The 22,479-nt window shown below is 53.2% G+C and carries 21 protein-coding genes and 1 other annotated feature (1 of these 22 running past the window's edge); of the genes, 2 read left to right on the top strand and 19 right to left on the bottom strand.

The window, feature by feature from the left end; all coding sequences use genetic code 11:
- Positions 1 to 243 precede the first annotated feature (243 nt).
- The gene (locus MKY74_RS19365) at positions 244 to 1,542 is read right to left on the bottom strand and encodes a Gfo/Idh/MocA family oxidoreductase (RefSeq protein WP_076166212.1); all 1,299 of its coding nucleotides are present in this window, start codon (positions 1,540 to 1,542) and stop codon (positions 244 to 246) included.
- Between the two features lie 124 nt (positions 1,543 to 1,666).
- On the opposite strand from MKY74_RS19365, the gene MKY74_RS19360 reads away from it, so the two are divergent.
- Positions 1,667 to 2,530, top strand: coding sequence for an AraC family transcriptional regulator (locus tag MKY74_RS19360; RefSeq protein ID WP_076166216.1), 864 nt, complete (start codon positions 1,667 to 1,669; stop codon positions 2,528 to 2,530).
- A 102-nt stretch (positions 2,531 to 2,632) separates the two neighbouring features.
- Here the strand turns inward: MKY74_RS19360 and MKY74_RS19355 are convergent, their stop codons facing one another.
- The 8 genes from MKY74_RS19355 to MKY74_RS19320 all read right to left on the bottom strand — a co-directional run bounded on the left by MKY74_RS19355 (position 2,633) and on the right by MKY74_RS19320 (position 14,216).
- Positions 2,633 to 5,041 carry a glycoside hydrolase family 95 protein gene (locus MKY74_RS19355; protein ID WP_076166220.1) on the bottom strand — a complete coding sequence of 803 codons (2,409 nt, stop codon included), beginning with the start codon at positions 5,039 to 5,041 and terminating at the stop codon, positions 2,633 to 2,635.
- 32 nt (positions 5,042 to 5,073) lie between these two features.
- Entirely contained in the window at positions 5,074 to 6,738 is a 1,665-nt protein-coding gene (locus tag MKY74_RS19350; RefSeq protein WP_076169334.1) for an ABC transporter substrate-binding protein, read from the bottom strand.
- A 70-nt stretch (positions 6,739 to 6,808) separates the two neighbouring features.
- Positions 6,809 to 7,729, bottom strand: a complete 921-nt coding sequence (locus tag MKY74_RS19345; protein WP_076166224.1) for a carbohydrate ABC transporter permease — start codon at positions 7,727 to 7,729, stop codon at positions 6,809 to 6,811.
- A 25-nt stretch (positions 7,730 to 7,754) separates the two neighbouring features.
- Complete coding sequence (locus tag MKY74_RS19340) at positions 7,755 to 8,609, bottom strand: ABC transporter permease (protein WP_076169336.1); 855 nt, start codon at positions 8,607 to 8,609, stop codon at positions 7,755 to 7,757.
- Between the two features lie 301 nt (positions 8,610 to 8,910).
- Positions 8,911 to 11,223, bottom strand: a complete 2,313-nt coding sequence (locus MKY74_RS19335) for a helix-turn-helix domain-containing protein (RefSeq protein WP_076166228.1) — start codon at positions 11,221 to 11,223, stop codon at positions 8,911 to 8,913.
- Between the two features lie 134 nt (positions 11,224 to 11,357).
- Complete coding sequence (locus MKY74_RS19330) at positions 11,358 to 12,374, bottom strand: zinc-binding alcohol dehydrogenase family protein (RefSeq protein ID WP_076166231.1); 1,017 nt, start codon at positions 12,372 to 12,374, stop codon at positions 11,358 to 11,360.
- Position 12,375: 1 nt separating this feature from the next.
- Entirely contained in the window at positions 12,376 to 13,323 is a 948-nt protein-coding gene (locus MKY74_RS19325) for an aldo/keto reductase (RefSeq protein ID WP_076166234.1), read from the bottom strand.
- A 50-nt stretch (positions 13,324 to 13,373) separates the two neighbouring features.
- Entirely contained in the window at positions 13,374 to 14,216 is an 843-nt protein-coding gene (locus MKY74_RS19320; protein ID WP_208629237.1) for an amidohydrolase family protein, read from the bottom strand.
- Positions 14,217 to 14,428: 212 nt separating this feature from the next.
- On the opposite strand from MKY74_RS19320, the gene MKY74_RS19315 reads away from it, so the two are divergent.
- Entirely contained in the window at positions 14,429 to 15,295 is an 867-nt protein-coding gene (locus tag MKY74_RS19315) for an AraC family transcriptional regulator (protein WP_076166236.1), read from the top strand.
- A 128-nt stretch (positions 15,296 to 15,423) separates the two neighbouring features.
- Here MKY74_RS19315 and MKY74_RS19310 read toward each other — a convergent pair whose 3' ends face one another.
- The 10 genes from MKY74_RS19310 to asd all read right to left on the bottom strand — a co-directional run bounded on the left by MKY74_RS19310 (position 15,424) and on the right by asd (position 22,197).
- Positions 15,424 to 15,834: a VOC family protein gene (locus tag MKY74_RS19310; protein WP_076166239.1), complete on the bottom strand. Its 411-nt coding sequence runs from the start codon at positions 15,832 to 15,834 to the stop codon at positions 15,424 to 15,426.
- A 206-nt stretch (positions 15,835 to 16,040) separates the two neighbouring features.
- The gene (locus MKY74_RS19305) at positions 16,041 to 17,327 is read right to left on the bottom strand and encodes an ammonium transporter (protein ID WP_076166242.1); all 1,287 of its coding nucleotides are present in this window, start codon (positions 17,325 to 17,327) and stop codon (positions 16,041 to 16,043) included.
- A complete protein-coding gene (locus MKY74_RS19300; RefSeq protein WP_076166245.1) occupies positions 17,324 to 17,740 on the bottom strand; it encodes a hypothetical protein in 417 nt (138 codons plus the stop codon). Before MKY74_RS19300 ends, MKY74_RS19305 begins: the two co-directional genes overlap by 4 nt.
- Positions 17,741 to 18,020: 280 nt before the next feature.
- The gene (locus MKY74_RS19295; RefSeq protein ID WP_076166250.1) at positions 18,021 to 18,608 is read right to left on the bottom strand and encodes a TetR/AcrR family transcriptional regulator; all 588 of its coding nucleotides are present in this window, start codon (positions 18,606 to 18,608) and stop codon (positions 18,021 to 18,023) included.
- Positions 18,609 to 19,364 (bottom strand): alpha/beta fold hydrolase, encoded by a 756-nt coding sequence (locus MKY74_RS19290; RefSeq protein ID WP_076166253.1) that lies wholly within the window; start codon positions 19,362 to 19,364, stop codon positions 18,609 to 18,611.
- 175 nt (positions 19,365 to 19,539) lie between these two features.
- A complete protein-coding gene (locus MKY74_RS19285; RefSeq protein WP_076166256.1) occupies positions 19,540 to 19,935 on the bottom strand; it encodes a VOC family protein in 396 nt (131 codons plus the stop codon).
- A gap of 177 nt (positions 19,936 to 20,112) precedes the next feature.
- Positions 20,113 to 20,286, bottom strand: coding sequence for a hypothetical protein (locus MKY74_RS19280; RefSeq protein WP_167372827.1), 174 nt, complete (start codon positions 20,284 to 20,286; stop codon positions 20,113 to 20,115).
- A 16-nt stretch (positions 20,287 to 20,302) separates the two neighbouring features.
- The gene (locus tag MKY74_RS19275; RefSeq protein ID WP_076166259.1) at positions 20,303 to 20,497 is read right to left on the bottom strand and encodes a small acid-soluble spore protein H; all 195 of its coding nucleotides are present in this window, start codon (positions 20,495 to 20,497) and stop codon (positions 20,303 to 20,305) included.
- Positions 20,498 to 20,636: 139 nt separating this feature from the next.
- Positions 20,637 to 20,939, bottom strand: coding sequence for a putative quinol monooxygenase (locus MKY74_RS19270; protein ID WP_076166262.1), 303 nt, complete (start codon positions 20,937 to 20,939; stop codon positions 20,637 to 20,639).
- A gap of 172 nt (positions 20,940 to 21,111) precedes the next feature.
- A complete protein-coding gene (gene asd, locus MKY74_RS19265) occupies positions 21,112 to 22,197 on the bottom strand; it encodes an aspartate-semialdehyde dehydrogenase (protein ID WP_076166265.1) in 1,086 nt (361 codons plus the stop codon).
- A 197-nt stretch (positions 22,198 to 22,394) separates the two neighbouring features.
- Positions 22,395 to 22,479 (bottom strand) — a binding site (T-box leader); it runs 183 nt beyond the window's last position.

Below are 22,479 nucleotides of genomic sequence, written 5' to 3'. Positions count from 1 at the left end.
CCGTTAATTTGACAGCGCTTTCGCGATACTGATGAACACATCATACCAAATCAGGTTCAACCCTGTGTGCCATGCCTTTCCTGCACTCCATTTCCGGCAGCAGTAAGTCCCCGGACCATTGGCGAAAATGACAAAGACACTGATCTATACCGGTCAGTGTCTTTGTAACTCTTACCGCATCGGGAAGCCAAAGGCCACCATGGCTGCCGCTCAGGGGGCCTCGATCCTTATCCGTCGCGCATGTTACTTTGCCCCGTAAAACCTTACCAGATCGTCGACTTTCACCGGAAGTCCGGTGGAGATTGATTGATTGGCGGCAATGCCCGTCAGGATCGATCGTGCGCCGTCAATATGGTTCGCCGCCCGATGGAATTTATCTTCCACAGGCACGCCGAAAATGTCGTTCAGCAGCACAGGATCGCCGCCGCCGTGCCCGCCGGCCCCTTCCTCGAAGTCAGCCTTGTAAGGCTCGCCGAACATAGGGAATACCAGGATATTGACCCCCTTGACCGCTCCTTCCAGCGCTTTGTCTCCGCCGGAATTGACATAGGATTGCTCGATTACCGTCATTTCGATCCGGCCCTTGGTGCCGTTAAAGGCGATCCGGTATCCTTCCCACGGCATGTAAGCATTCAGCGAATAGGTCAGCTGCGCTTTATTTTTGTACCGGACCATAACGCTCATCGTATCCTCGATCGAAATCCCGTCGCCAAATACGCTTTGATCCCGGCGGTAGCCGTCCTCCCACTCCGCGTCGAGGTACATCGCTTTCAGATGCGCGTTGCTGTCCAGTGAGAGCGCAAACGGATCGTCCTTCGCGTTCGGATGGCCTGTGGCCCGGTCATAAAACTTGGTGATTCCGCGCTTCTCGGCATTTTCCCGTCCGTAAAACAGCAGGTTTCCCATCGCATAGACGGTTTCCGGCTCGGATCCGATCCAGAAATTAACCAGGTCGAAATGGTGGGTCGACTTATGTACGAGCAGACCGCCGCTGTTGCGCTTGTCCCGATGCCATCTGCGGAAATAATCCGCGCCATGCTGCGTATTAAGCAGCCACTCGAAGTGAACCGACGTCACATCCCCGATGGTTCCGTCTGCAATCAGCTCCCGGGCTTTCGTATGATGAGGCGCATAACGGTAGTTGAAGGTAACCCGCACGTTACGTCCTGTTCTTTCCACCGCGTCGAGAATGTCCTGGCATTTGGCCGCGTCGACCGTCATCGGCTTTTCCGTGATCACGTCGCAGCCGAGCTCCATCGCCCGGATAATATAGCGGTGATGGGTACGGTCCACGCTGGTTACGATGACGAAGTCCGGCTTTTCGGTCCGGATCATCTCGTCAAAAGCTTCGGTTTTATACGTTCGTACCGCGTCGTAATCGTACTTCTCCGTCAGCAGCTTGTTGGCATAATCCATGCGAGTCTGGTTCACGTCGCAAAAAGCGAGCAGCTCCGCCGAATCCCGGAAACGCTGGGCAATCGCACCGTAAAAAAATTCCGCTCTTCCGCCTGCTCCGACCTGCACATATGTTTTTTTGGCCATATTATTCCCTCTCCTTCTATGAACCTGTTTATTTGCAGATTACTGCAAAATTCGCTTATTGTCCCCGCATTTTATGCTAGAATGATGAAAACCCCGCATTTATTGCGCTTGTGGAGGAACGATTATGGCTTTACACCAGGAGCTGCGGTACGGAGACGCGTTCGATCCCTTTTCTGTTGAATATAACCGCCGCAAGGGACACTTCTCCATGTCGGAGGATCATATGCACAAACATTACGAGCTGTATTATTTGTTTGGCGGCGAACGCTTTTACTTCATTAAAGACCGGGTGTATCGGGTCCGATCCGGAGATTTGGTGTTCATCCCGGGGAATGAAGTGCATAAAACCTCGGACACCGGTGTGCCGAACCATGAACGCATCGTCATTTATGTCAACGATTCGTATTTCGAGCCGCTCCAGCAGGATGAGACCGAGCTGCTGCTTGCTCCGTTTCACGGTCCCCACCGCGTGGTGCATCTGGCGGATCAGGACAAGCTTCGGATCGAACAGCTGCTCTATGAAATGCTGCGGGAAATTCAGGATGAGGCTCCCGGTTACCGGATGGCCGTCCGGCATGCTGCGGGACAGGCATTGCTGTTTGCGGCCAGGCAGTCCGCAGCATACAAGCAAGGGGTCCCCGAAGTCTCGGTCTCTCCCGCTGCAGCCCGCATGAACGACATCGCCAGCTACATCTCGGAGCATTACCGGGAATCCTTGACGCTGAGCGGCCTGAGTGAACTGTTCTACTTGAGCCCCAGCCATTTGAGCCGGTCGTTCAAGAAGTATACCGGCTTTGGCCTGATCGAATATATCGGCATTACCCGGATCAAGGAGGCCCAGCGTCTGCTGCGCGAAACCGATGAACGCATCATTCGGGTGTCGGAGGACGTGGGGTTCGAGAACTTTTCGCATTTTGAAAAAGTATTCAAGTCGGTCACTCGGATGTCTGCCCGCAGCTACCGCGCCGGTTTTCGGCGCAGGGAATGAAGCAGACTGGCTCTCCAGACGTTCTAACGAACGTGACCCTCGCGTGACCATCCCCATGCCAAATGAAAAAGCCCTGCCGAACCTTCGGCAGGGCTTCAACAATCAGAGCCTTCCTTGTTGAACGGATGGCTCAAGCAATAAGCGGTACGTCATACCCGCAGTCGTAGGGAATGAGTACAAGTTCTCTCCAGTCTGTTGAACAGGAATGCTGTTTTCATCCGCCAAGATCGTCAGCGGATTCAGCGAATAGATTGACAGGGACGATCCGGCATGGGAGACAATCTCAGCCTCCGCAAGCCTTCCCTCTTTCCATTCCAGGCTGACCTCGAACCCTCCGCGTGCGCGAAGGCCCTTCACAAATCCGTTCGGCCAGGAAGCAGGCAGAGCCGGAAGGAATTCCAAATATCCCTGATGCGACTGAAGCAGCATTTCAGCAATGCCGGCCGTCGCCGCAAAATTGCCGTCAATTTGGAACGGCGGATGGGCGTCGAACAAATTCGTATACACTCCGCCATGGTGATAATTATCCGGTTCATCTTCGCGGACGAGACGCAGCAGGTTGGAGAGCAGAGCAAGCGAACGGTCGCCTTCGCCGAACCGGGCCCACAGGGCGACCTTCCAGCCAAGACTCCAGCCTGTTCCGTCGTCGCCCCGCCGTTCTAGGGAACGGCGGGCGGCCTCGAATAAATCCGGCGACTGCCGCTTGGTGAGCTGCCGGCCCGGATATACGCCGAACATATGGGACGCGTGACGGTGGTGGACATCCTCGTCTTCGAAATCCTTGGACCATTCCTGAAGCTGTCCGTACTTCCCGACCTGCAGCGGCAGGAGACGCTCCCTGGCCTCCAGCCACTCCTGGCGCAGCGCTTCGTCTTCTTCCAGCGTCTCGGACGCTTCAATTAGATTGGTGAGCAGGTCCCAGATCAGCATCAGATCCATCGTCGATGCTTCGCTGACCGCAGCCAGACCGCCCGCCGGCGTTCTGAATTTATGCTCCGGCGAGGTCGACGGCGAAGTGATCAGGCGGCCGCTGCCGTCGTCCTGCAGCCAATCCAGGCAGAACAGAGCCGCGTCCTTCATCACCGGGTAGGCATGTTCCCGCAAATACTTCTCGTCCCGGCTGAACGCAAAATGCTCCCACAAGTGCTGGCACAGCCAGACACCGCCCATCGGCCACATGCACCATACCGGATCGCCATGCCCGTAATCGCCTACGGGATTGGACATCGCCCAAATGTCAGAATTGTGGTGGGCGGTCCAGCCGCGGGCGTCATAGTGAGTCTGTGCCGTTGTCCCGCCATTCCGGGCCAAGTCGCCGATAAAGCGAAGCAGCGGCTCATGCAGCTCGGACAGATTCGCCGTTTCGGCCGGCCAGTAATTCATTTCTGCATTGATATTCAGCGTCCAGTTGCTGCTCCACGGCGGGCGCATCTCCTGGTTCCAAATTCCCTGCAGATTCGCCGGCTGGGTGCCGGGCCGAGAACTAGCGATCATCAGGTATCGGCCATAATGAAACAGCAGTTCCACCAGCCCCGGATCGCCGGCTCCATAGCGGACAATCCGGTCCTCTGTCGATAGTTCTTCTCCTGCCTTGCTTGCCCCAAGCGACAACTGGACCCGGTCGAACAGCGAGCGGTGATCGGCAATATGCGTTTGGCGCTGGCCCTCATAATTGCCTTGAATAGCTCTGTCCAAATCGTCCTTGGCGGCCCGTTTCTCATCTTTGCCTTGGCTTCCGGGCAGTTTATCAAAGCCGCTAAAACTCGTCGCAGCGCTGAAATAAAGGGTTGCCGCCGTCGCGCCTTGAACGCGGATGTCCGTTTCGCTGACCGCTGCGCTGCCTCCCTCCGTTACAGCCGTCAGGCGTCCTTGAAAACGCACCGCTTCCGTCTTATCCGGGTCGCCGTAAATAATGGGATCATCGCTGCGGTAATAATTAGGCCAAACCTGTTCCGGCGCGGTACCCCGGAGGACTAAGGTGCCGTCCTGCGCCTCCGTCACGCTGCGCAGCGGACTGCTGAGCGATGCCCGAAAATTCAGCTTTCCTGCCTCGCTGGAAGTCAGACGGACGACCAGCACCTGGTCCGGATGGGATACGAACATCTCCCTCGTATACACAACGCCGCGAACCGTGTATTCAACACGGGTAATGCCCTCAGCGAGATCCAGTTCTCTTTTGTAGCCAGTAAACGAAGCTTCTCCCTCCTGCTTCAACTCAATATGCAGATCTCCGAGCGGAAGATAGGACTGGCTGTAGGCACCCATCATCCCTTTCGCCGCACGGTCAGCTTCCTCGTATTGCCCGCTGCGGATCAGCTCGCGCACCCGGGGCAGTACCTCCAAAGCCTCCGGATTATTCGTGTCTCGCGGATATCCCGACCAAAGCGTGTCTTCGTTCAGCTGGATCCGCTCTTCGGCCACGCCTCCGAACACCATGGCGCCAATCCGGCCGTTGCCGATCGGAAGCGCTTCCGTCCATACTGTAGCAGGTTTGTCATATTGAAGTTTCATGCTTCCCCTCCGGTTCAATAAAAAGGTTCGTATTATTCTGCTTTTTTGGTCGTGTCATAAGCCTGCTGCATGATTTCCAAATACCGCTTCAGATTTAATGCATCCAACCCTTTGACGTAGGCATCCCAGTCTTTGTCCAGGTTCTTGGCGCCGGTGACAAACTGCAGGGCATTTTGATCCACGTAGTCCTTTATATTTTGCTGAAGCATGCTTTGCTCATCGGCAGCCGCTGGATCGATCCAGACCGACCAATTGGGATAGACCTCCTTAGGTTGTTTATTCTCGTACAGGTAGGTCGCTTCCTGCAATCTGCGCTCATAACCCGAATTTTTATAAATATCGGTTTCCTGAATCCAGCCATCGCGGAATTCCCGGGTATGGTTGTACTGGGCGGTGGCTCCCCACGCACTGTTTCGCGGCTCGGAGCCTGCCGGCTGCTCCAGCGTCTTGAAGATCGGTTTCGCTTTTTCGTTCAATGGCACGTCTCCGTCTTTCGGCTTCACCCAATCCTTGCCCTCCTCGCCGTAGTTGCCCAGCAGCTGTCCCTCTTCGGTATAAATGTAATCCAGCATTTTGATGGCGGCGATTTGTACTTCTTTGCTTGCCTTGTTGGTCAGGACGAAAGTAGCGCCAGGATCGACCGGGTAATTGAACGTAGCATATGCGGCATGTGGCCCCTGCAGCGGCGGAATGGCGTCGTAATGGGAGCTGTACTTGTTGCCTTCCCCGGTATCCGTAAATATCGCCGGATGCATCGATGCTCCCGCACCCAGAAGCTCGGTTGCGGTATTGTTGCCGATCAGCTTGAACGCGTCGGCGTTCTGTGTGAATGCGCCCGGGTCAATCAAGCCTTCGGCATACAGCGACCTGGCATAGGCAAGTCCTTCCTTCCATTCCGGCTTGTTGGCCGCGATGTCTACTTTATCGCCATTCACCGTCAGATAGTATTTATCGTCATCATAGATAAAGCCGTTCATTAGAAAAGGCAGAATGTGCACGCCAAAATTTTCGATGGAACCGCTCAGAGGAACCTCGTCGGCTTTGCCGTTGCCGTTTGGATCCTTGGTCTTGAAGGCTTCCAGCACCTTCTTGAAATCTTCCGTCGTTTTAGGGACCTCCAAATTGAGCTTCTTCAGCCAGCTGGTGTTAACCCACATTTTGTTGGGGTAAGAGCAGTGAAAACATTCGTTCAGCATGGTCAGCCCGTAGATGTTGCCGTCCGGAGCGATGGACATCGATTTGTAATCCGGGTGGTCATCCAGCGCCTTCTTGATATTGGGAGCATATTGATCGATCAAATCGTTCAGGGGAAGGATCACGCCCTGCTGCCCGAACTTCACCAGATCCGATTGGGAGAACTTGTCGACCCACGGGATCAGCATGTACAAATCAGGGTAGTCGCCGCTGGCGAGGGAAATTTGGCGTTTCTCCGCCGCGCCGTCATAAGGTACCTCGGTAAACTGCAGCTTGACGTTTGCTTTTTTCTCCAGCACTTTGGTGAACAGGTTTGTTTTATAGTCGATGTTGCCGTCGGTATTGACAAACACGCTGATCGGAACGGTTCCGGTTTCCCCGCCTGTACTCGCAGATCCTCCATCCGCTCCTGAATCATTCGGTGATGCCCCCCCGGAACAGCCTGCAAGGACCAGCACCAGTGCAATCAAGCTGAACCAGCCTCGGTAAACACGTTTCTTCATGAACACGACACGCCCCTTTTTCATCAAAAATTGAAAAGCTCCCCTGCTAAGTCATCCACTGTTATGCGGTTTAGCCCTTAATCGAACCGATCAGCATCCCTTGAACGAAATACCGCTGAATAAAGGGATACAGGATCAGCACAGGCAGGCTTGCGACCACGATGAGAGAATATTTCATCAAATAGGCAAGCTCCTGCCGCTTGACCTGCTCGCTTGCGTCCATATTGCCGCCGGAGAAATTTTGAATCAGAATGCTGCGCAGCGTTAGCTGGAGCGGATACAAATGCTGCGACTTCAGATAGATCAGCGCGTCGAAAAAGGCGTTCCACTGCGCGACCGCATACACCAGCGTCAGCACGGCCAGGATCGGCTTGGACAGCGGAATGACGACGCTGAGTAAAAAGCGGATGTCGCTACAGCCGTCGATTTCGGCGGCATCGTTCAGCTCTTCCGGAATGGACGCTTTAAAAAAAGTGCGGGCAATAATGACCTGGAACACGAAGATCGCATTCGGCAGCAGCAGCGCCCACCTTGTATCGATCAGATGCAGGCCTTTGACGACGAGATACGTCGGAATCAAGCCCCCGGAAAACAGAAAGGTGAACGTGATGAACATCATAAGCACATTGCGTCCAAAAAACGTCTTTTTCGATAACGGATAGGCGATTGCCACCGTTAGGATGACGCTGATCAAGGTCCCGCAGCAGGTATAGAACAGCGAGTTTCCGTAGCCGACCAGTATCTGGTCGTTGCTGAAGACCGTTTTATACCCGGCAAAAGAGATATCGACCGGCCACAGCCAAACTTTGCCGGATGCAACCGCCTGCGGGCTGCTGATCGATGAGCTGACAATATAGATGAGCGGGTAAAGTACGGCAACAAGGATTAAACTGAGCAGGATGTAGGTGATACCGAGGAAAACGCGGTCCCCCGCCGATTCGCGGATTTTTCCCCTTGTCGATATGGAAGCGGTCGTCTGTACAGCAGCCATAGCCTCCCCTCCTTGTTCATTGGAATTACCATAGGCTGTTCTCGGATATCCGGCGCGAGACGGCATTGACCGCCACGAGCAGAATCAGGTTGATCACCGAATTGAACAAGCCCACGGCTGTGGCAAAGCTGTAATTGGCGTTCAGCAAACCGATTTTGTAAACATACGTGGATATGATTTCTGAAGATTGCAGGTTCAGCGGGTTCTGCATGAGATATACTTTCTCAAAGCCCAGCGACATGATATTGCCGACGCTTAGGATCAGGATGATGACGGCGGCCGGCAGAATGCCCGGAATGTCCACATGGATGATTTTCTGCAGTCTGGAAGCCCCGTCCACTTTGGCCGCTTCATAGAGCGACGGGTCCACGCCAGCCAATGCCGCCAAATAAATGACACAGGAGTATCCGGTGGTTTGCCACACTTCCGACCATACGTAAACGGATCTGAACTTCGTCGGGTCGCCGAGAAAATTCGTGGATTCCATACCCATTGCATTTAGAATCACGTTCAGCAGTCCGAGCCGCGGTGCCAGAAAGATCATAATAATGGAGACCATGACGACGGTCGAAATAAAAAACGGCGCATACGTAATCAGCTGTACCGCTTTTTTGAAACGGAGGCTTCGCACCTCATTGAGCAGCAGCGCCAGAATGATCGGGATCGGAAAAGTGGCTGCCAGCTGATACAGAGACAGAAACAACGTGTTCTTGATCAGCGTCCAGAATTGCGGATTATTAAACAGCATGTCGAAGTACTTCGTCCCCACCCAGGGGCTTCCCCATATTCCCTTGGTCACCTGGTAATTCTTGAATGCAAGCACCGCGTTCGCCATCGGGAGGTATTTGAAAAGAATAAAGAACAGGACCGGCGGTATCACCAGTAAATACAGCTGCCAGTGCTTCCTCAGACTTTTCTTGGCTTCCTTCCAATAATTTTTGGAAGTGCTCCTCTCCCGGGTCTCCGTCTGCGGCTGAACCGATACAGCCTTCACAAGCATATTCCCCCTTCACGTTACGACTCCGGAGCCGTTTGTAATGGTAGCGCTTACAGAATTCATGGTAAAATCTCCGCGCCACGACCGTAAAGGTACAATTGCAGCGAATGCATCCACAACCCGACCGTACAATCCGCGATAAAGCGTACATTTTTCGATGAAAGCGCATTCTATCGGTACTTGATCAACGAGCGTCCCCTAATTCGGCCGCCTCCCGGAACATGCTTGGGGAGATCCCCCGGACCCGCTTGAATGCCCGCCGGAATGAATGTGCGCTGTTATAGCCGACCCTTTCGGCAATATCGTCGATTTTTAAAGCCCGGTTCAGCAGCAGCTCGGACGCTTTATCGATGCGCAGCCGCTCCAGGTAATCGAACCAATGCTCCCCCTCGCTTTCCTTGAATACCGTGGAGACATACTTTTCCGGCCTTCCAACCTGCTTGGCGATGTGGTACAGCGTCAAGTCCGCATCCCCGTACGCAGATTCAAGATAATCCTTCACCTGCTGTACCGTCTGATGATGCAGGGCATTCCTTTTCTCCTCGATCATCGAACAATAGAGGCTGATCATTTCGCCCATTTGCCCAAGAAGCCTGTCAATCCCTTCAAACGGCTGGATTTGAGCGATCCGGCACTGGAGATTCTCTGTGAACTCGGGATCATCTCCCGCCTTTTGATCCAGCAGCTTGAGCATCGTCCCCTTAAGTTCGCCGATCAGCTGCTCTGTCATTTCACGGGACAGCTCCCTCTCCTGAAAATTCCGTACGGCAATGTGTTCGAGGATCCGCATCGCTTCCCTGCCATCTCCTGATTTGATCGTGTTCAGCAGCCGCGTTTCCGTTTCGATCGGATAATAAAATAGCGACGCGTCCCTGCTTGAATCCTCATACCGAATGACGCCGCCCTCATCGGTGAATGCCGCATAGTCCAGTGCCTCCGCCGCTTCGCCGAACGAACGCCCGACATCCGCCAGCGCTTCGAAGGGCCTCCCCATTCCGAACTGGACAGGCATGTGATAATGGCTGAACAGCGTGCACGCCAGATCCTGCAGCCTTTGTATCACCAAAGCCTCATCCGGGGCCAGCTTGCTTGTGCGCAGCAGCAAAAAGGCAAGCTTGTCCTGACCCCAATCCGTTACCAGCATATCGGGCTCGGCCTCCACTAGGGACTGACGCACAATAAGGCGGGCCACACTGGACTCCGCAAGCGATTCGCGGCTGTCTGAACCGCCATAGGTGTTGATTTTAGCCAGGCCGGCGTAACCTGCGTCACCCTTAATGGAGACACCCGCTTGCGCGGAAGCAGCGGCCAGCTCTTCTTCGTTGTAAAATTCTCCTACCAACAGCCGTTTGATGAAAGCGTCGCGGATCAACGGCACCTGGTTGTGGAGATCTTGTTCCAGCTGTCTGTTGCTCGCAATCAGGCTTGAAATGTTTCCCGCGATAAAATCGTAATCTTGGATCCCTGTACCGAGTTCCAATCCAAGCTGTTTCTTGAGTGAATTTATCAGATTGTTGATCGGAGCGCTGCTCCGGTATGCCAGCACAAGTCCGATGACAAGTCCGGAAATCAGTGAAATCGCGGTAAGTATTCCGGTGATGTTCTTGATTCGGTTCGCGTTGATCATGAGGGCGGATTTCGGGACGCCGGCCGTGTAGACCCAGCCGCTTAATTCATCCCGGATGGATATGAGTAGCATGTCATCCGCCGCACGGCTGATATCGCCGGGTTTACCTGAAGGAATATTTCGGATTTTGGCTATGTCGCTGCCAGTGATCCCCTCAGACAGGACTGTTTCTCCATCATGGTTCCTGACGAATGCCCATCCTCCATACTGATTGGTTATCCCTGATAGAGATGCAGACATTTTCTTCGTATCGATCAGGACCACGACGGAGGCGAGAGGTGTATCGAAGCTGTTCAGGGGCAGGGCTTGCACGAAGGTAACCACCGTTTGCTGATGTGTCTTCGTCACGTAATCGTGCTGGGGAACGACCATGCTGAGGTTGCTCTTCTCGAGAAAGTTTTTTTTCCAAGTTTCAAAGGTCATGCCTTCATAATGGTTCGATTCGTAAAACAGCTCCGGCCGGTAATAGACCGTGCTTGGCGTAAGCACCAGATGGCTGTTGCGGAGGTAGATGTAAAAATTCGAAAGGAAGTCGTTGGTCTGGCTGTAGCTTGCGATGTCCCGCATCATTTTCCACAGACCGTATACATCGTAATTCTGCTCGTCCGAATGCGAAGTCATGAGCCTGGCTAAATCCTGGTTAATGGCGAGCTGTTTGGTAAAGCCCTGAACTTCAGCGAGCCTGCGCTCCATCAGATCCTTGCTCTGCTGCAGCGTCATAATGCTGGTCTTCAGGGAACTTTGCTCCGCTACATCGATCGACGTCCGGTAAGACACATATCCCGCAATCAGCGGGATCATCAGCACGATTAGATAAGACATAAGGAATCTGCGAAATACCGGCGAAATGTTCAGCCACACCTGTTTCATGGAACCACCTGACCTTTCATGGATATCGAATGAGTCAGCCGCCTGCGGCTTGTTCCTGCCAAGCACCGTAAGTTGAGAAAAACGACCGTCTTTAAAGACGGCCGTTCTCTTTTGTACTCCATTCAGCTATAAGGCTACATATCTACCATCGCTTTGATGACCTTGGCAGCCGGGTCCAGCCAATGGTTAAATTGTTCAATCAGATCGTCAAACGCGGACCGGTGCGTGACGTATGGAGCGACGTGGATCCCGCCGGACCGGATCGTATGCAGCACGTGCATGAAGTCTTCGCGCGTTGCGTTGCGGCTGGCCAGCAGCGTCAGCTCCCGTTTATGGAATTCCGGATCGTGGAACCGGATATCCGCTTTGACCAATCCGACATAGACCAATCTTCCGCCATGGGCGGTATAACGGAACGCGTCAGTCATCGACTGTGCGTTTCCCGTAGCGTCAAACACCACCGAAGGCAGCTCTCCGCCGCAGGCCGCCGCAATTTGTTCATCGGGATTCTGCAATGCGTTCACCAGCGCATCCGCCTCAATCCATTGCTTGCAGAAAGCCAGGCGTTCGTCGTTCACATCCATCGCGAGCACATGGGCACCGATGGCCTTTGCAAAGGCCATGACCCCGAGCCCAATCGGCCCGCCCCCGATGACGAGCGCCGTCTCGCCGGCCGCCAGCCCCGATCTACGCACGGCATGGGCACCTATGGCCAGCGGTTCAATGACCGCAGTCTGGTCCAGCGTCAGCCCGTTCGTGCGAATCAAGTGGGTCACCGGAACGGCAATCCGCTCACGCATGCCGCCGTCCGTATGAACGCCAAGGACCTGCATATCCGTACAGCAGTTGGTCTTCCCGCTTCGGCAGGCAATGCATGTCCCGCAGTGCAAATAAGGGATGATACTCACCTGATCGCCGGCTTCAAGCCCATCACTGTTAGGGCCGACTTCCTTAATGATACCTGCCAGCTCATGGCCAAGGATTCTCGGATATGTAAAAAACGGCTGGTTGCCGCGGAATGCGTGCAGATCGGTTCCGCAAATCCCGACCCGCTTGATCTCGACCACCGCATGCCCCGGCTCCATCACGGGCTCCGGGAGATCCAGCACCATGTCAAATCGGCCGACGGCTGAACATATGATGCCTTTCATCTCACGCCTCCCCTATTTTTGTGTTATATTCGGGCCTTCCGCTAGTCCAGGTCCGGTTATGCACAGGTTCCAAAATGGCGAGCACTTCGCTTAGCAGACGTTCATCCACCGGCTCCTCCACCCAGGAAGCATTCCTGCGGATATTTTCCGGATTGGCTGTGCTAACCAACGTGGTGGGAATGCGCTCATTTGAAGTGGAAAACTGCACCGCGAGCTTCGCGATATCCTCCCCTTGGTCCGCGCAGAACTGTGCCGCCTTCAAACAGGCCTCCTTGATTTCCGGATCGGCCGGATGCCAGGCAGGCGTTCCCCGGGTGCTCAGCAGTCCCATGGAGATAGGTGAGGCGTTAACGAGTCCCGTATTCCTTTCCTCAAGAAGCGGCAGCAAGTCCAGCAGACTGGTGTCATTCAGCGAATAATGGCAGTAGGAAATGATCGCGTCGACATCGATTTGCGGCAGCAGCGTTTCAAACAGCGATAGCGGCAGTCCGCATATGCCGGCAAACCGGATTTTGCCCGACTGCTTGAGCTTTTCAAGCGCAGGTATGGCTTCCTCCAGGATCATTTGCGCCGGGACGAACTCGATATCATGGAGGAACAGAATATCCACTTCATCCACGTTCAGCCGCTTCAGGCTTTCATCCAGACTCGTAAGAATCCGGTTATGGGAAAAATCGAATTCGTGCTCCCCGTAGCGTCCGGCCTTGGTTGACAGCAGGTACCGGTCGCGCGGAATGTCCTTAAGCGCCTTGCCGAGTACCGTTTCGGCTTTAGTCAATCCGTAATAAGGCGAGACGTCAATGTAATTGATCCCGCTGTCAATCGCCTCGTAGACGGTTCGCAGGCTCTCCTGCTCATCCGTGTCGCGGAATACGGAGCCTAACGAGGAGGCGCCAAAGCTGAGCGCCGATACTTCCAGACCTGTTTTTCCTAGTTTCCGGTATTTCATTTCGGTTTCACCCAACCCTTCTATTCAGTCATTTCCCCCGCAGCGTGTCATCATGTCTCATTCTTCAGCCGGTAAAATGATGCGGCGTTGCCCCCGAACAACTTCAAACTCTCATCTGCCCCCCAATTCGGTGGAAGCGTCTTCATAAGAGCATCCACGACACCGTCGTAGCTCGAAGCCATCAGGCATACCGGCCAGTCGCTGCCGAACATCACCCGGTCTGCGCCAAAACAGTCCAGAACATGACGGACATAAGGCGTAAGCTGATCCGGCTTCCAGCCATCATGGTCCGCCTCGGTCACCATGCCGGACAGCTTGCAGTACAGGTTCGGGTGAGACGCCAGCTTTTTCATGTAACCGGCCCAAGGCTCCATTTCCCCTGCTGCGATTCGCGGTTTCGCCAGATGGTCGATCACCGCATGCAGATCCGGAATTTGCTCGATCAGCCGGACCAGCGTATCCAATTGATCGGAACGGACGAGCAGATCGACCGGAACGCCAAGGCTCGCATAGTGTTTGAGCGAAGCTGCGTATGAAGGTTCCAGGATCGCATCTGCATCCTCCATATCCTGGATCATGAGGCGGAAGCCGACGAATTTGGGATGCTGCGCAAAGCGCTGGAAATGGTCCTTGTGATCATCATCCGCGAGATCCATATATCCGACCACACCCAGAACCCGATCATCCTGTGCCGCGAGTTCAAGAATATAATCGGTTTCTTCATACGTTGGTGCGGCCTGCACGAGGATCGTCCCGTCGAGATGATGTTCTGCCAGATGCGGAAGCAGATCCGACGGCTGATAATCCCGGTACAGGACAGGAATGGACGGCGTAATCCAGCCGTAGTCGTCCCGGGCGATACTCCAGTAATGCTGGTGAGCGTCTATTCGCATTGCAATTCCCTCCATTCATGTAAACCGATGTTCTTTTCTCAATATAACAACTATGGATCGGTTCTAAAAGAACGAAATCTTGCACAATCATATCCGATTTTGATATCTTCAAGACAACGAACCCATTTGCTGACCCTCCTTATCTGTTTTGAATCGTTTACGGAAGGTGAAGGTTCGGCTGATGGTTCCCAATACGCTCAAGGGGCAACGCTATGAATCCCATTCGCAAACAATTTGACGCGCAGCCGGAATTTCCTTTCTCATTCAATTACCGCGACCGCAAGACGGCGCAGCTGGAGCTGCCGCATCACCTTCACGATTGGCATGAGCTGGTGTATGTCCACTCAGGTATGGGCTCCTTTTTTATCGACCGGACGATTTACGAAATGCGCCGCGGGGATCTGTTTATCATCCCCGGCAGCACGATCCACCAGGCGTTTCCGGACAAAGACGATCCGGTCACGTCCACTGCCGTGTTTTTTAGTCCCGAACTCGTCCGGCAAACTTCTTTGGGAGAATCCTTTTCTTACTTACAGTGCTTTGACAGCTGCAGTTCGAACCATGCTTATAAGCTGGAATGCCCCGCTGCACTGGAGTCGCAGCTCGAAGACAAGCTGGCCGCCATTCAGTCCGAGCTCACGGGGCAACCCTCGGGCTACCGCCACTCGATCGTGCTGTACGTTCAGTACCTATTGCTGCTGATCCACCGGGAACAAAGAGCCGGGAGCAGCGGCTCGCGCAGCCCGTTCGTTGGTCCGAACTGGATGCGGCAAAGCTTGCTGTATATCGATGGGCATTACTGCGAGCAGATCAGCCTAAGCTCTTTAAGCCGGCTCGCTTCCGTTAGCTCCGCCCATTTCAGCCGCGTGTTCAAACAGTTGACCGGGATGAGCGTAACGGATTACATCAACGTCAAACGGGTGATCCGGGCTAAAGAGCTACTGCTTCACACCGACGACAGCATCAGCAGCATCGCCCCGGCCTGCGGGTTTGACAGTATGCCTCATTTTCACAGGAAATTCAAACAGATTGTCGGCCTGACTCCTTCACATTACAGGCATAACTCTACAGCCCGATAAAGAGCTCCGTTCATTGAAATAACAGAAGCACCCATCGGCGGGAATTTGCCGGAACAACAAAATAACCCCTGCTTAAACCTAAGGTTCAAGCGGGGTTTCCGGATACGGCCTATTGAATTGGAGAACGCTTAGGACCGGGTAGATACGGACGGTGCAGTAATCATCCAACGGACACCAAACCGGTCCGTAAGTTCGCCCAGGTACAACCCGAACGGCTGCTGTTCAAACGGATAGATGACGTGACCTCCGTCGGCAAGCTTCGAGAATGCCTCGCGGGCTTCCTCCGACGAAGGGTAGTCGATATTCAGCGACATATTGTTGCCTTGAAGATTCGATTCCATGGAGTCCGACATAAAAATATAGTTGCCTCCGGCGACCGATAAGCACATATGAATCACTTTATCCTGCAAGTCATTCTGGACTCCCATCGACTCCCCATGAGTGATAACGGATTCCAGATTGCCGCCAAGCGAACGGATATAGAAATCCGCCTGACTTCTTGCATCTTCCGAGTAAATAAAAGGTTTCAATACGCCCATCTTGAATACTTCCTTTCCCTGTGGATTGTTAACTCTTCCAGATCAGCGTATCACAGCGGATCACCTTCCGTTTCTTACTGATTGCTAACTTGGGATATAGCGGTGCGGTGCTTAAACGCAATGCCGGAAACTAAATAAAATGCTGCAAAATAAAAAGGAACACTTCGAAGGTGATTCGAAGTGTTCCTTTTGTACATAACAAACAGCTATACATTCCGATGTTCTTCGCTCATTGAATAGCGGACTTCATGATCGATAAACTCGTGGGACCGATCCGCTGCCATAATGCCGTGATAACTGATGTCGAGGCCGATTTCCTCTTCCTCCTCGCTGGAACGAACAGGGACGAGGAGACCAATCAGCATAAGGCCGACCCAAGTAAGGACAAATCCCCATGCCGCCAGCGCAGCCAGTCCGAGCGCCTGGACGCCAAGCAAATGCCAGCTGCCGCTGTAAAAGAGGCCGCCGTCTGTCGCGAACAGACCAACGGCAAGGGTTCCCCACGCACCGGATACGGCGTGGACCGGGAAGGCGCCGACGGGATCGTCAATCCGGCGTCCCTCCAGCCAGCTCGTTGCCGCCATCATAAGCAGTCCCGAGATCGCACCGATCAGGATGGCAGCGCTGTCGCTGACAAAAGCGCATCCGGCCGTAATTCCGACCAGACCTGCCAAGGAGCCGTTAATCACGGATGGTGCGTCGGAGCGCTGGTAGCGGAACAGCGTATACACCAGTGTGACCGCTCCGCCGGATGCGGCAGACAGCATCGTTGTCAGCGCAATATGTCCGATGCGGACATCGGTTGCACTGAGCGTGCTGCCCGCATTGAAGCCAAACCAGCCAAACCAGAGAAGGAAAGCCCCTACCGAAGCGAGAGGCAGGTTGCTGGGCAGGGCGATCGTGCTGGCACCCGCTTTATTGAATTTCCCTTTCCGGGGACCCACGATCAGCGCAGCCGCCAGGGCCGAGAAGCCGCCGAGCGCGTGAATGACGGCAGAGCCGGCAAAATCCTGCATGCCTAGCTTAGTCAGCCATCCGCCGCCCCAGGCCCAGTGGCCGCCGATCGGATAGATCAGGCCGGTCATCAGGACGATGTACAGCAAATAGGCTCTAAAATTGATCCGCTCGGCCACAGCACCCGAAACGATTGAAATGACGGCGATGGTGAAGGCCGCCTGGAACAGCCAATACGTATCCAGCGACACTGGCAGCTGGAGGTGGGATAAATCGCCCCCAAGGACAAATCCGCTCGTCCCGATGATCCCTCCGGCGTCCTTTCCGTACATGAGCGCAAATCCGAATACATAAAAAACCAAGGTGCCGATCGTGATATCGGCGAACACCTTCATAATAATGTTGACGCTGTTCTTGTAGCGTACAAATCCTGCCTCAAGCAGGGCGAACCCGCCCTCCATCAACAGAATCATAGCGGCGCTGAGAACGACCCATACGGTATCCATTCCCGTACCTAAAGATTCAAGCGTTAAATTCATTCCTGTGAAGCCTCCATTTCCTGAAGCAGTCTGATTTCCCGGATCAGCTCAGGAGACAGAAATACCTCGTTCGAATCCCTTATCGGTAAACGCAGCTTATCAAGCACCTGATCCAGTTCCCGAATACTGCGCTTTATCGCGTCGATCTTCTTGAACCGTTCTTTGACATGGACCATATACTCAACTGCCTGATGATGGCTGGCTGGCCGCCCTGTAAACAAGCGCCGGATCGGGGACATGGATTGATACAACGCCTCTTCCGCCCGGCGTTTCTGCTCGTATTTATCGATTTTGTTTTTTAACTCTTCTACGTCTTCTTCTTTCTTCGCTTTAACGCGTTCAAGTAAAATGAATAATTCCTGTTCCGGCATATCAAAACTGATATTGCGGTACACTTCATCGATAATAACCATGTTAGGTCTCCTTACACGTCGGGTCACTTTAGTTGATTATATGGTCATTAAACGTAGAAGTCAATAGATTGATAGAGAAAAACACCTTTGCTGGCAAAAAAGCTTTCATGAAGTATTTCTACTCGTTTTGTCCGATAGTTACCACTTATATCAATAAACTTTATCGTTTAAACGCCCCTCTAAGACACGACCTCGATCAGCAAAAAACAGCTGCATCAGCAGCTGTTCCCTGTTCATTTCGATTTATAAAAAGCGGGGGATTGCCTTCTTACATTTGGCGCTAAACTTGGCAAAAATCCTCGATGATTTGCCGCTTCATAGCCTCGACCGGAAATTGATCCGGATAAGTCGAGATCATGAGCATGATTCCCTGCAGTGCCGAGGAAAAGTACAATGACCTCGCCACCGGGTCGGATGCTCCCAGTTTTTCGAACATGCGGCACTGGATTTGAAACTGGCGGGCACTTTCCTCAATCAGGAGCTTTCCGTATTTGGCGACGGTTTCATCGGCTTCCGGCTGGGTCTGCAGGTGCAGATAGAACCGGAACACCTCGGGAGAACGCCATACATTATCGACGGCCCCTTCTACGATATGTTTCAGCTGCTCTGCCGGCGTCTCCAATGCCTCTGCCTTCTCCATGACCTGTATCAATTCCCCGATTCTGGCTTCGACCATGGCACTGAGCAATTCTTCTTTCCCTTTGTAGTAGTTGTATAGAAGCCCTTTGGACACGCCGGCGTGTTTAGAGACATCATCGATCGAGGTGGCATGATAACCTTTTCTCATAAAAAGGTCAATGGCTGCTTCTCGGATCTTCGCCTTGGCCTGCTGACGTATTCGTTCATTCTCTTCCTGGGTGCGCGGCATTTAACGTCTCTCCTCCAAAAACTCGGTAATGTAGCTGTACATCATCTCCGGATGGGTTAAGGGCATCATATGGTCCGCCCCCGGAATTTGGACATAACGAACATTCGGCAAGCTCCGGAACAGCTCTGCGACGCGTTCATTATCCGGGATCTCATTATCGCCGATCATAAACAGGGTTCTTATGTGAAGGTCTTCCAATCGGCCGATGGCTGGAGGCTGCGGCCAAACGGATTCGAAGCTCCCCCACTCGGCCGTTTTGGCCAGGTGATGCCTGAACATGTCAATCATCAAGCGGCGCTGCGGACTGGACATCACGATCCGGTACAGCGGAGCGCTGAACGCAAGCTCCATGATTTTATCGGCATCGGGGGCGGCCGCGTTCACCTCACTCATCCAGCGCTCAAACTCCGGTGATGGCTTATAGCCCGTCAACGATGGGCCGATGAGCACCAAGCCCGAAACACGATTCGGGTATTGAAGGCTGAAGTCAGTGGCGATTTGGCCGCCTCCTGAATGGCCGATGAGGACGGCGGTATCCAGGTGAAGGTCATCCATCAGCTCGCGCAAGTCCTCAACGTAGTTCGCCGGTTCCTTGGGAGAAGGAGATTTGCCTGCACCCCGGCCGTCATAAGTAATAGTCTGGTATTCTTTGGCGACTAATGGCGCCAGGAATGACCACAGCCTGCTGTCCGTCCCGCCGCTGTGTATAAAAATGACGGGTTTTCCACTGCCATGAATCTCATAATACAAATCCATCCCGGATCCCTCCATCCATCATTTACCTGATCTTGCCATCATATTACTATTGGTTGAACGGTTAGTCAATGAAAAAAACGCCGACCCATTGGGTTCAGCGTATGAGGTTCAGCATATCATCATCTCTGAGCTTTATTCGTCATTCCCAGCTCCCTGCAATCCATATCCAGAGGAATCAACGCAGCTCCTGCGCGATTTCCCAGATGTGTCCGCCCGGATCCTGGAAACTTGCCGTACGTATTCCCCATGGGCGGTCCATCGGACCGTTCAGTAGCGCAACGCCGGCTGAATTCAGCTCTGTACACAACGCATCCACGTCATCAACACGGATCGTGAACACAAACCTCGCTCCCGCCCCGCGGTCTGCCACCGGAGCCGGATGCGTAAGCTCGTCCGCTTCGGATATTTTCAGCAGATTGACGCTCATGTTCCCGAAGTTATATACTGCCGAGTTGTCGTCCTCGTAGACGGAGGAAAGGCCGAATACCCGCTCATAGAATGATTTGGCCTCCAGCAGATCTTCCACAAACAACGTGATGACATCGATGTTTTTGGCTCCCCATTGAATCATCGTCCATCTCTCCCTTTTGAAATGTGATCAGAGACACTCGTTCTCATGCTGATTCTATCAAATCATCATGAGCCGGATTTATTCTCGCTTGCTATTCTTGCGTAAAAAGTGAATACATTCGATCGGGAACAACAATAAAGCGCACAGGCTCGCCTGTACGCTTTAAGAGCTTTGTCGTTATTTTTCCTCCAGCTCATCGGGCACATCATACTTATTAATATGCGAAGTCATGGCCGCGACGGCATCACTGGCATCGGTCGTAGCAGGCACTTCGCGAACCACATCATCGGTGACGTCATAGTCGTTCAGCCGATCTGCCTCTTTTTCATTTTGTTTTGGCACTTCTTTCATCGCAATTCTCTCCTTTTTATCCCAGAAAATGATCCTGCTCCTCTAACGAATACAGAGGTACTTCCCGCTCAGCTTCCGGATTGTCGAGCGGATAGACACGTGCGGTTTCGCTCAGCTCGTCCACATGCTGTATATAGATGGGGGTTCCATCCAGCAGTACGTTTGCCATGACTGGCGAGGACGCGATTTCCTGCGCTCTTTGAACGTTCATGTTGTGTAATGCCTCCAAATGTTGAGTAGAGTTCGCTTATACTATGTACGGGGGCATGCGGTGTTATGCATCGCGCTCCCCGGAAACAAAAAAACCGCGGCATCCGCGGTTTGCTGTTATACATGTTTTGTATCAGAAATCAGAATCCTTTGCCTCCGATCGGCCGGACCTTGATGCCGCCGGCTTCAGCAATGAGATGCCTGCAGCGTCCGATGAGCTCAAGCACCTTCTCATTCTTCAACGAGGCCGCGTGAGCTTCCTTGCTTTCCCATAGTTCCGTAATCCAAAGATCGTCCGGATTGTCCTCCGCTTCATGCAGGATATAATAGATGCAGCCTTCCATATCCTCAAGCGTCCCGCTGGATTCCAGCATCATTCTCGCGAGCTCATCGCGCTGCCCCGGCTTTGCCGTCAGTTTGCCGAACATAGCGTATTTTTCCATTCTTGTCCTCCCCTTCATCACAACTCGTACATGTGATTCATTCACTCTCAGCTATCATCAGTATAGACGATAATGACTGACAGATACGGTCAGGGATTGTGAGAACTTGTCCTAAATTTCGTGAAAACAAATAGAAAGGGACCGGATACACCGCTCCGATCCCTTGTACTTGTTACTTGGCTTGAATATATCCTTCTTCCTTCAGCAGTTCAGCAATCAGCACAGCCCCGCCTGCGGCGCCGCGCAGCGTATTATGCGAAAGACCCACGAATTTGAAATCATAAATGGAATCCTCGCGCAGTCTGCCTGCCGAAACGCCCATGCCGCGTTCAATATCGCGATCCAGCTTCGTCTGCGGCCGGTTTTCTTCCTCAAAATACGTAATGAACTGCTTCGGTGCGCTTGGAAGGCCCAATTCCTGCGGTCTTCCTTGATACGCGCGCCAGCGCTCAATAATTTCTTCCTTCGACGTCTTTTTCTCAAAAGAGACGAACACGGTCGCCAAATGCCCGTCTGTCACAGGAACGCGGATGCACTGGGTCGTGATGATCGGAGAGGACGCCTTCACGATTTGCCCGTTGTCGATGCTGCCCCAAATGCGCAGCGGCTCCTGCTCGCTCTTCTCTTCCTCACCGCCGATGTAAGGAATGACATTATCCAGCATTTCCGGCCAGTCCGTAAAGTTTTTGCCTGCGCCGGAGATGGCCTGGTAAGTCGACGCAACCACCTGAGTCGGTTTAAAATCAAGCAGCGCGTTCAGCTGCGGCACATAACTCTGAATCGAGCAGTTCGGTTTGACTGCGATAAACCCGGTTTTGGTACCGAGCCGCTGTCTTTGCGCTTCAATGACGCCGATGTGACCGGGATTGATTTCCGGAATCACCATAGGCACGTCAGGCGTCCACCGATGTGCGGAGTTGTTCGATATAACAGGCGTACCCGTTTTGGCATACGCTTCTTCAAGCGCTTTGATTTCGTCCTTCTTCATATCTACGGCGCAGAAAACAAAGTCAACTCCCGAAGCAACTTCTTCGACCTTCGAAGCGTCCTGAACGACAATTTGCTTGACGTCTTCGGGAATCGGCGTTGCCAGTTTCCATCGTCCCTGCACCGATTCTTCATAGGTTTTACCGGCGGAACTGCTGCTTGCCGCAATCGCGGTCACCTGGAACCAGGGATGCTGATCCAAGAGCTGTACGAAACGCTGGCCAACCATACCGGTTCCACCGACAATACCAACTTTAAGTTTTTGTGACATGAGTGATTCCAATCCTTTCGAAGTAGAGTATGAAATGTTGTCTGCTAAACAAATACTATGGTGACAGGCGTGGCTCATTAAACCGTCTATTAGACACTATTCAAACCGTTTGAATTGGTGTGCCCATCCGCCTGTGTGCAGCGATATTTACAGGATCATGACGAAAAAATAAAAAATCCCACCCCCAAGACTGCCGTCTTAGGGACGAGATATCATACTCGTGGTACCACCCCAGATTCGCTAAAATGTCGCCATTTTAGCCTCTTCGAGTACGGCATCAGT

This window comes from Paenibacillus sp. FSL R5-0378 (genome assembly GCF_038009285.1).
Classification (GTDB): Bacteria; Bacillota; Bacilli; order Paenibacillales; family Paenibacillaceae; genus Paenibacillus_AQ; species Paenibacillus_AQ favisporus.
Note: the sequence above shows the minus strand (reverse complement) of the source record. Positions and strands in the feature narration are given on the sequence as shown.

What these genes read in the sequence shown, in the direction of transcription:
- asd (WP_076166265.1), bottom strand. Translation starts at nt 22,197, where the DNA reads ATGTCACAAAAACTTAAAGTTGGTATTGTCGGTGGAACCGGTATGGTT.
- MKY74_RS19350 (WP_076169334.1), bottom strand. Translation starts at nt 6,738, where the DNA reads ATGAAGAAACGTGTTTACCGAGGCTGGTTCAGCTTGATTGCACTGGTG.
- MKY74_RS19335 (WP_076166228.1), bottom strand. Translation starts at nt 11,223, where the DNA reads ATGAAACAGGTGTGGCTGAACATTTCGCCGGTATTTCGCAGATTCCTT.
- MKY74_RS19345 (WP_076166224.1), bottom strand. Translation starts at nt 7,729, where the DNA reads ATGGCTGCTGTACAGACGACCGCTTCCATATCGACAAGGGGAAAAATC.
- MKY74_RS19330 (WP_076166231.1), bottom strand. Translation starts at nt 12,374, where the DNA reads ATGAAAGGCATCATATGTTCAGCCGTCGGCCGATTTGACATGGTGCTG.
- MKY74_RS19295 (WP_076166250.1), bottom strand. Translation starts at nt 18,608, where the DNA reads ATGCCGCGCACCCAGGAAGAGAATGAACGAATACGTCAGCAGGCCAAG.
- MKY74_RS19270 (WP_076166262.1), bottom strand. Translation starts at nt 20,939, where the DNA reads ATGGAAAAATACGCTATGTTCGGCAAACTGACGGCAAAGCCGGGGCAG.
- MKY74_RS19355 (WP_076166220.1), bottom strand. Translation starts at nt 5,041, where the DNA reads ATGAAACTTCAATATGACAAACCTGCTACAGTATGGACGGAAGCGCTT.
- MKY74_RS19315 (WP_076166236.1), top strand. Translation starts at nt 14,429, where the DNA reads ATGAATCCCATTCGCAAACAATTTGACGCGCAGCCGGAATTTCCTTTC.
- MKY74_RS19300 (WP_076166245.1), bottom strand. Translation starts at nt 17,740, where the DNA reads ATGGTTATTATCGATGAAGTGTACCGCAATATCAGTTTTGATATGCCG.
- MKY74_RS19275 (WP_076166259.1), bottom strand. Translation starts at nt 20,497, where the DNA reads ATGAACGTTCAAAGAGCGCAGGAAATCGCGTCCTCGCCAGTCATGGCA.
- MKY74_RS19360 (WP_076166216.1), top strand. Translation starts at nt 1,667, where the DNA reads ATGGCTTTACACCAGGAGCTGCGGTACGGAGACGCGTTCGATCCCTTT.
- MKY74_RS19320 (WP_208629237.1), bottom strand. Translation starts at nt 14,216, where the DNA reads ATGCGAATAGACGCTCACCAGCATTACTGGAGTATCGCCCGGGACGAC.
- MKY74_RS19310 (WP_076166239.1), bottom strand. Translation starts at nt 15,834, where the DNA reads ATGGGCGTATTGAAACCTTTTATTTACTCGGAAGATGCAAGAAGTCAG.
- MKY74_RS19325 (WP_076166234.1), bottom strand. Translation starts at nt 13,323, where the DNA reads ATGAAATACCGGAAACTAGGAAAAACAGGTCTGGAAGTATCGGCGCTC.
- MKY74_RS19305 (WP_076166242.1), bottom strand. Translation starts at nt 17,327, where the DNA reads ATGAATTTAACGCTTGAATCTTTAGGTACGGGAATGGATACCGTATGG.
- MKY74_RS19365 (WP_076166212.1), bottom strand. Translation starts at nt 1,542, where the DNA reads ATGGCCAAAAAAACATATGTGCAGGTCGGAGCAGGCGGAAGAGCGGAA.
- MKY74_RS19285 (WP_076166256.1), bottom strand. Translation starts at nt 19,935, where the DNA reads ATGATTCAATGGGGAGCCAAAAACATCGATGTCATCACGTTGTTTGTG.
- MKY74_RS19280 (WP_167372827.1), bottom strand. Translation starts at nt 20,286, where the DNA reads ATGAAAGAAGTGCCAAAACAAAATGAAAAAGAGGCAGATCGGCTGAAC.
- MKY74_RS19290 (WP_076166253.1), bottom strand. Translation starts at nt 19,364, where the DNA reads ATGGATTTGTATTATGAGATTCATGGCAGTGGAAAACCCGTCATTTTT.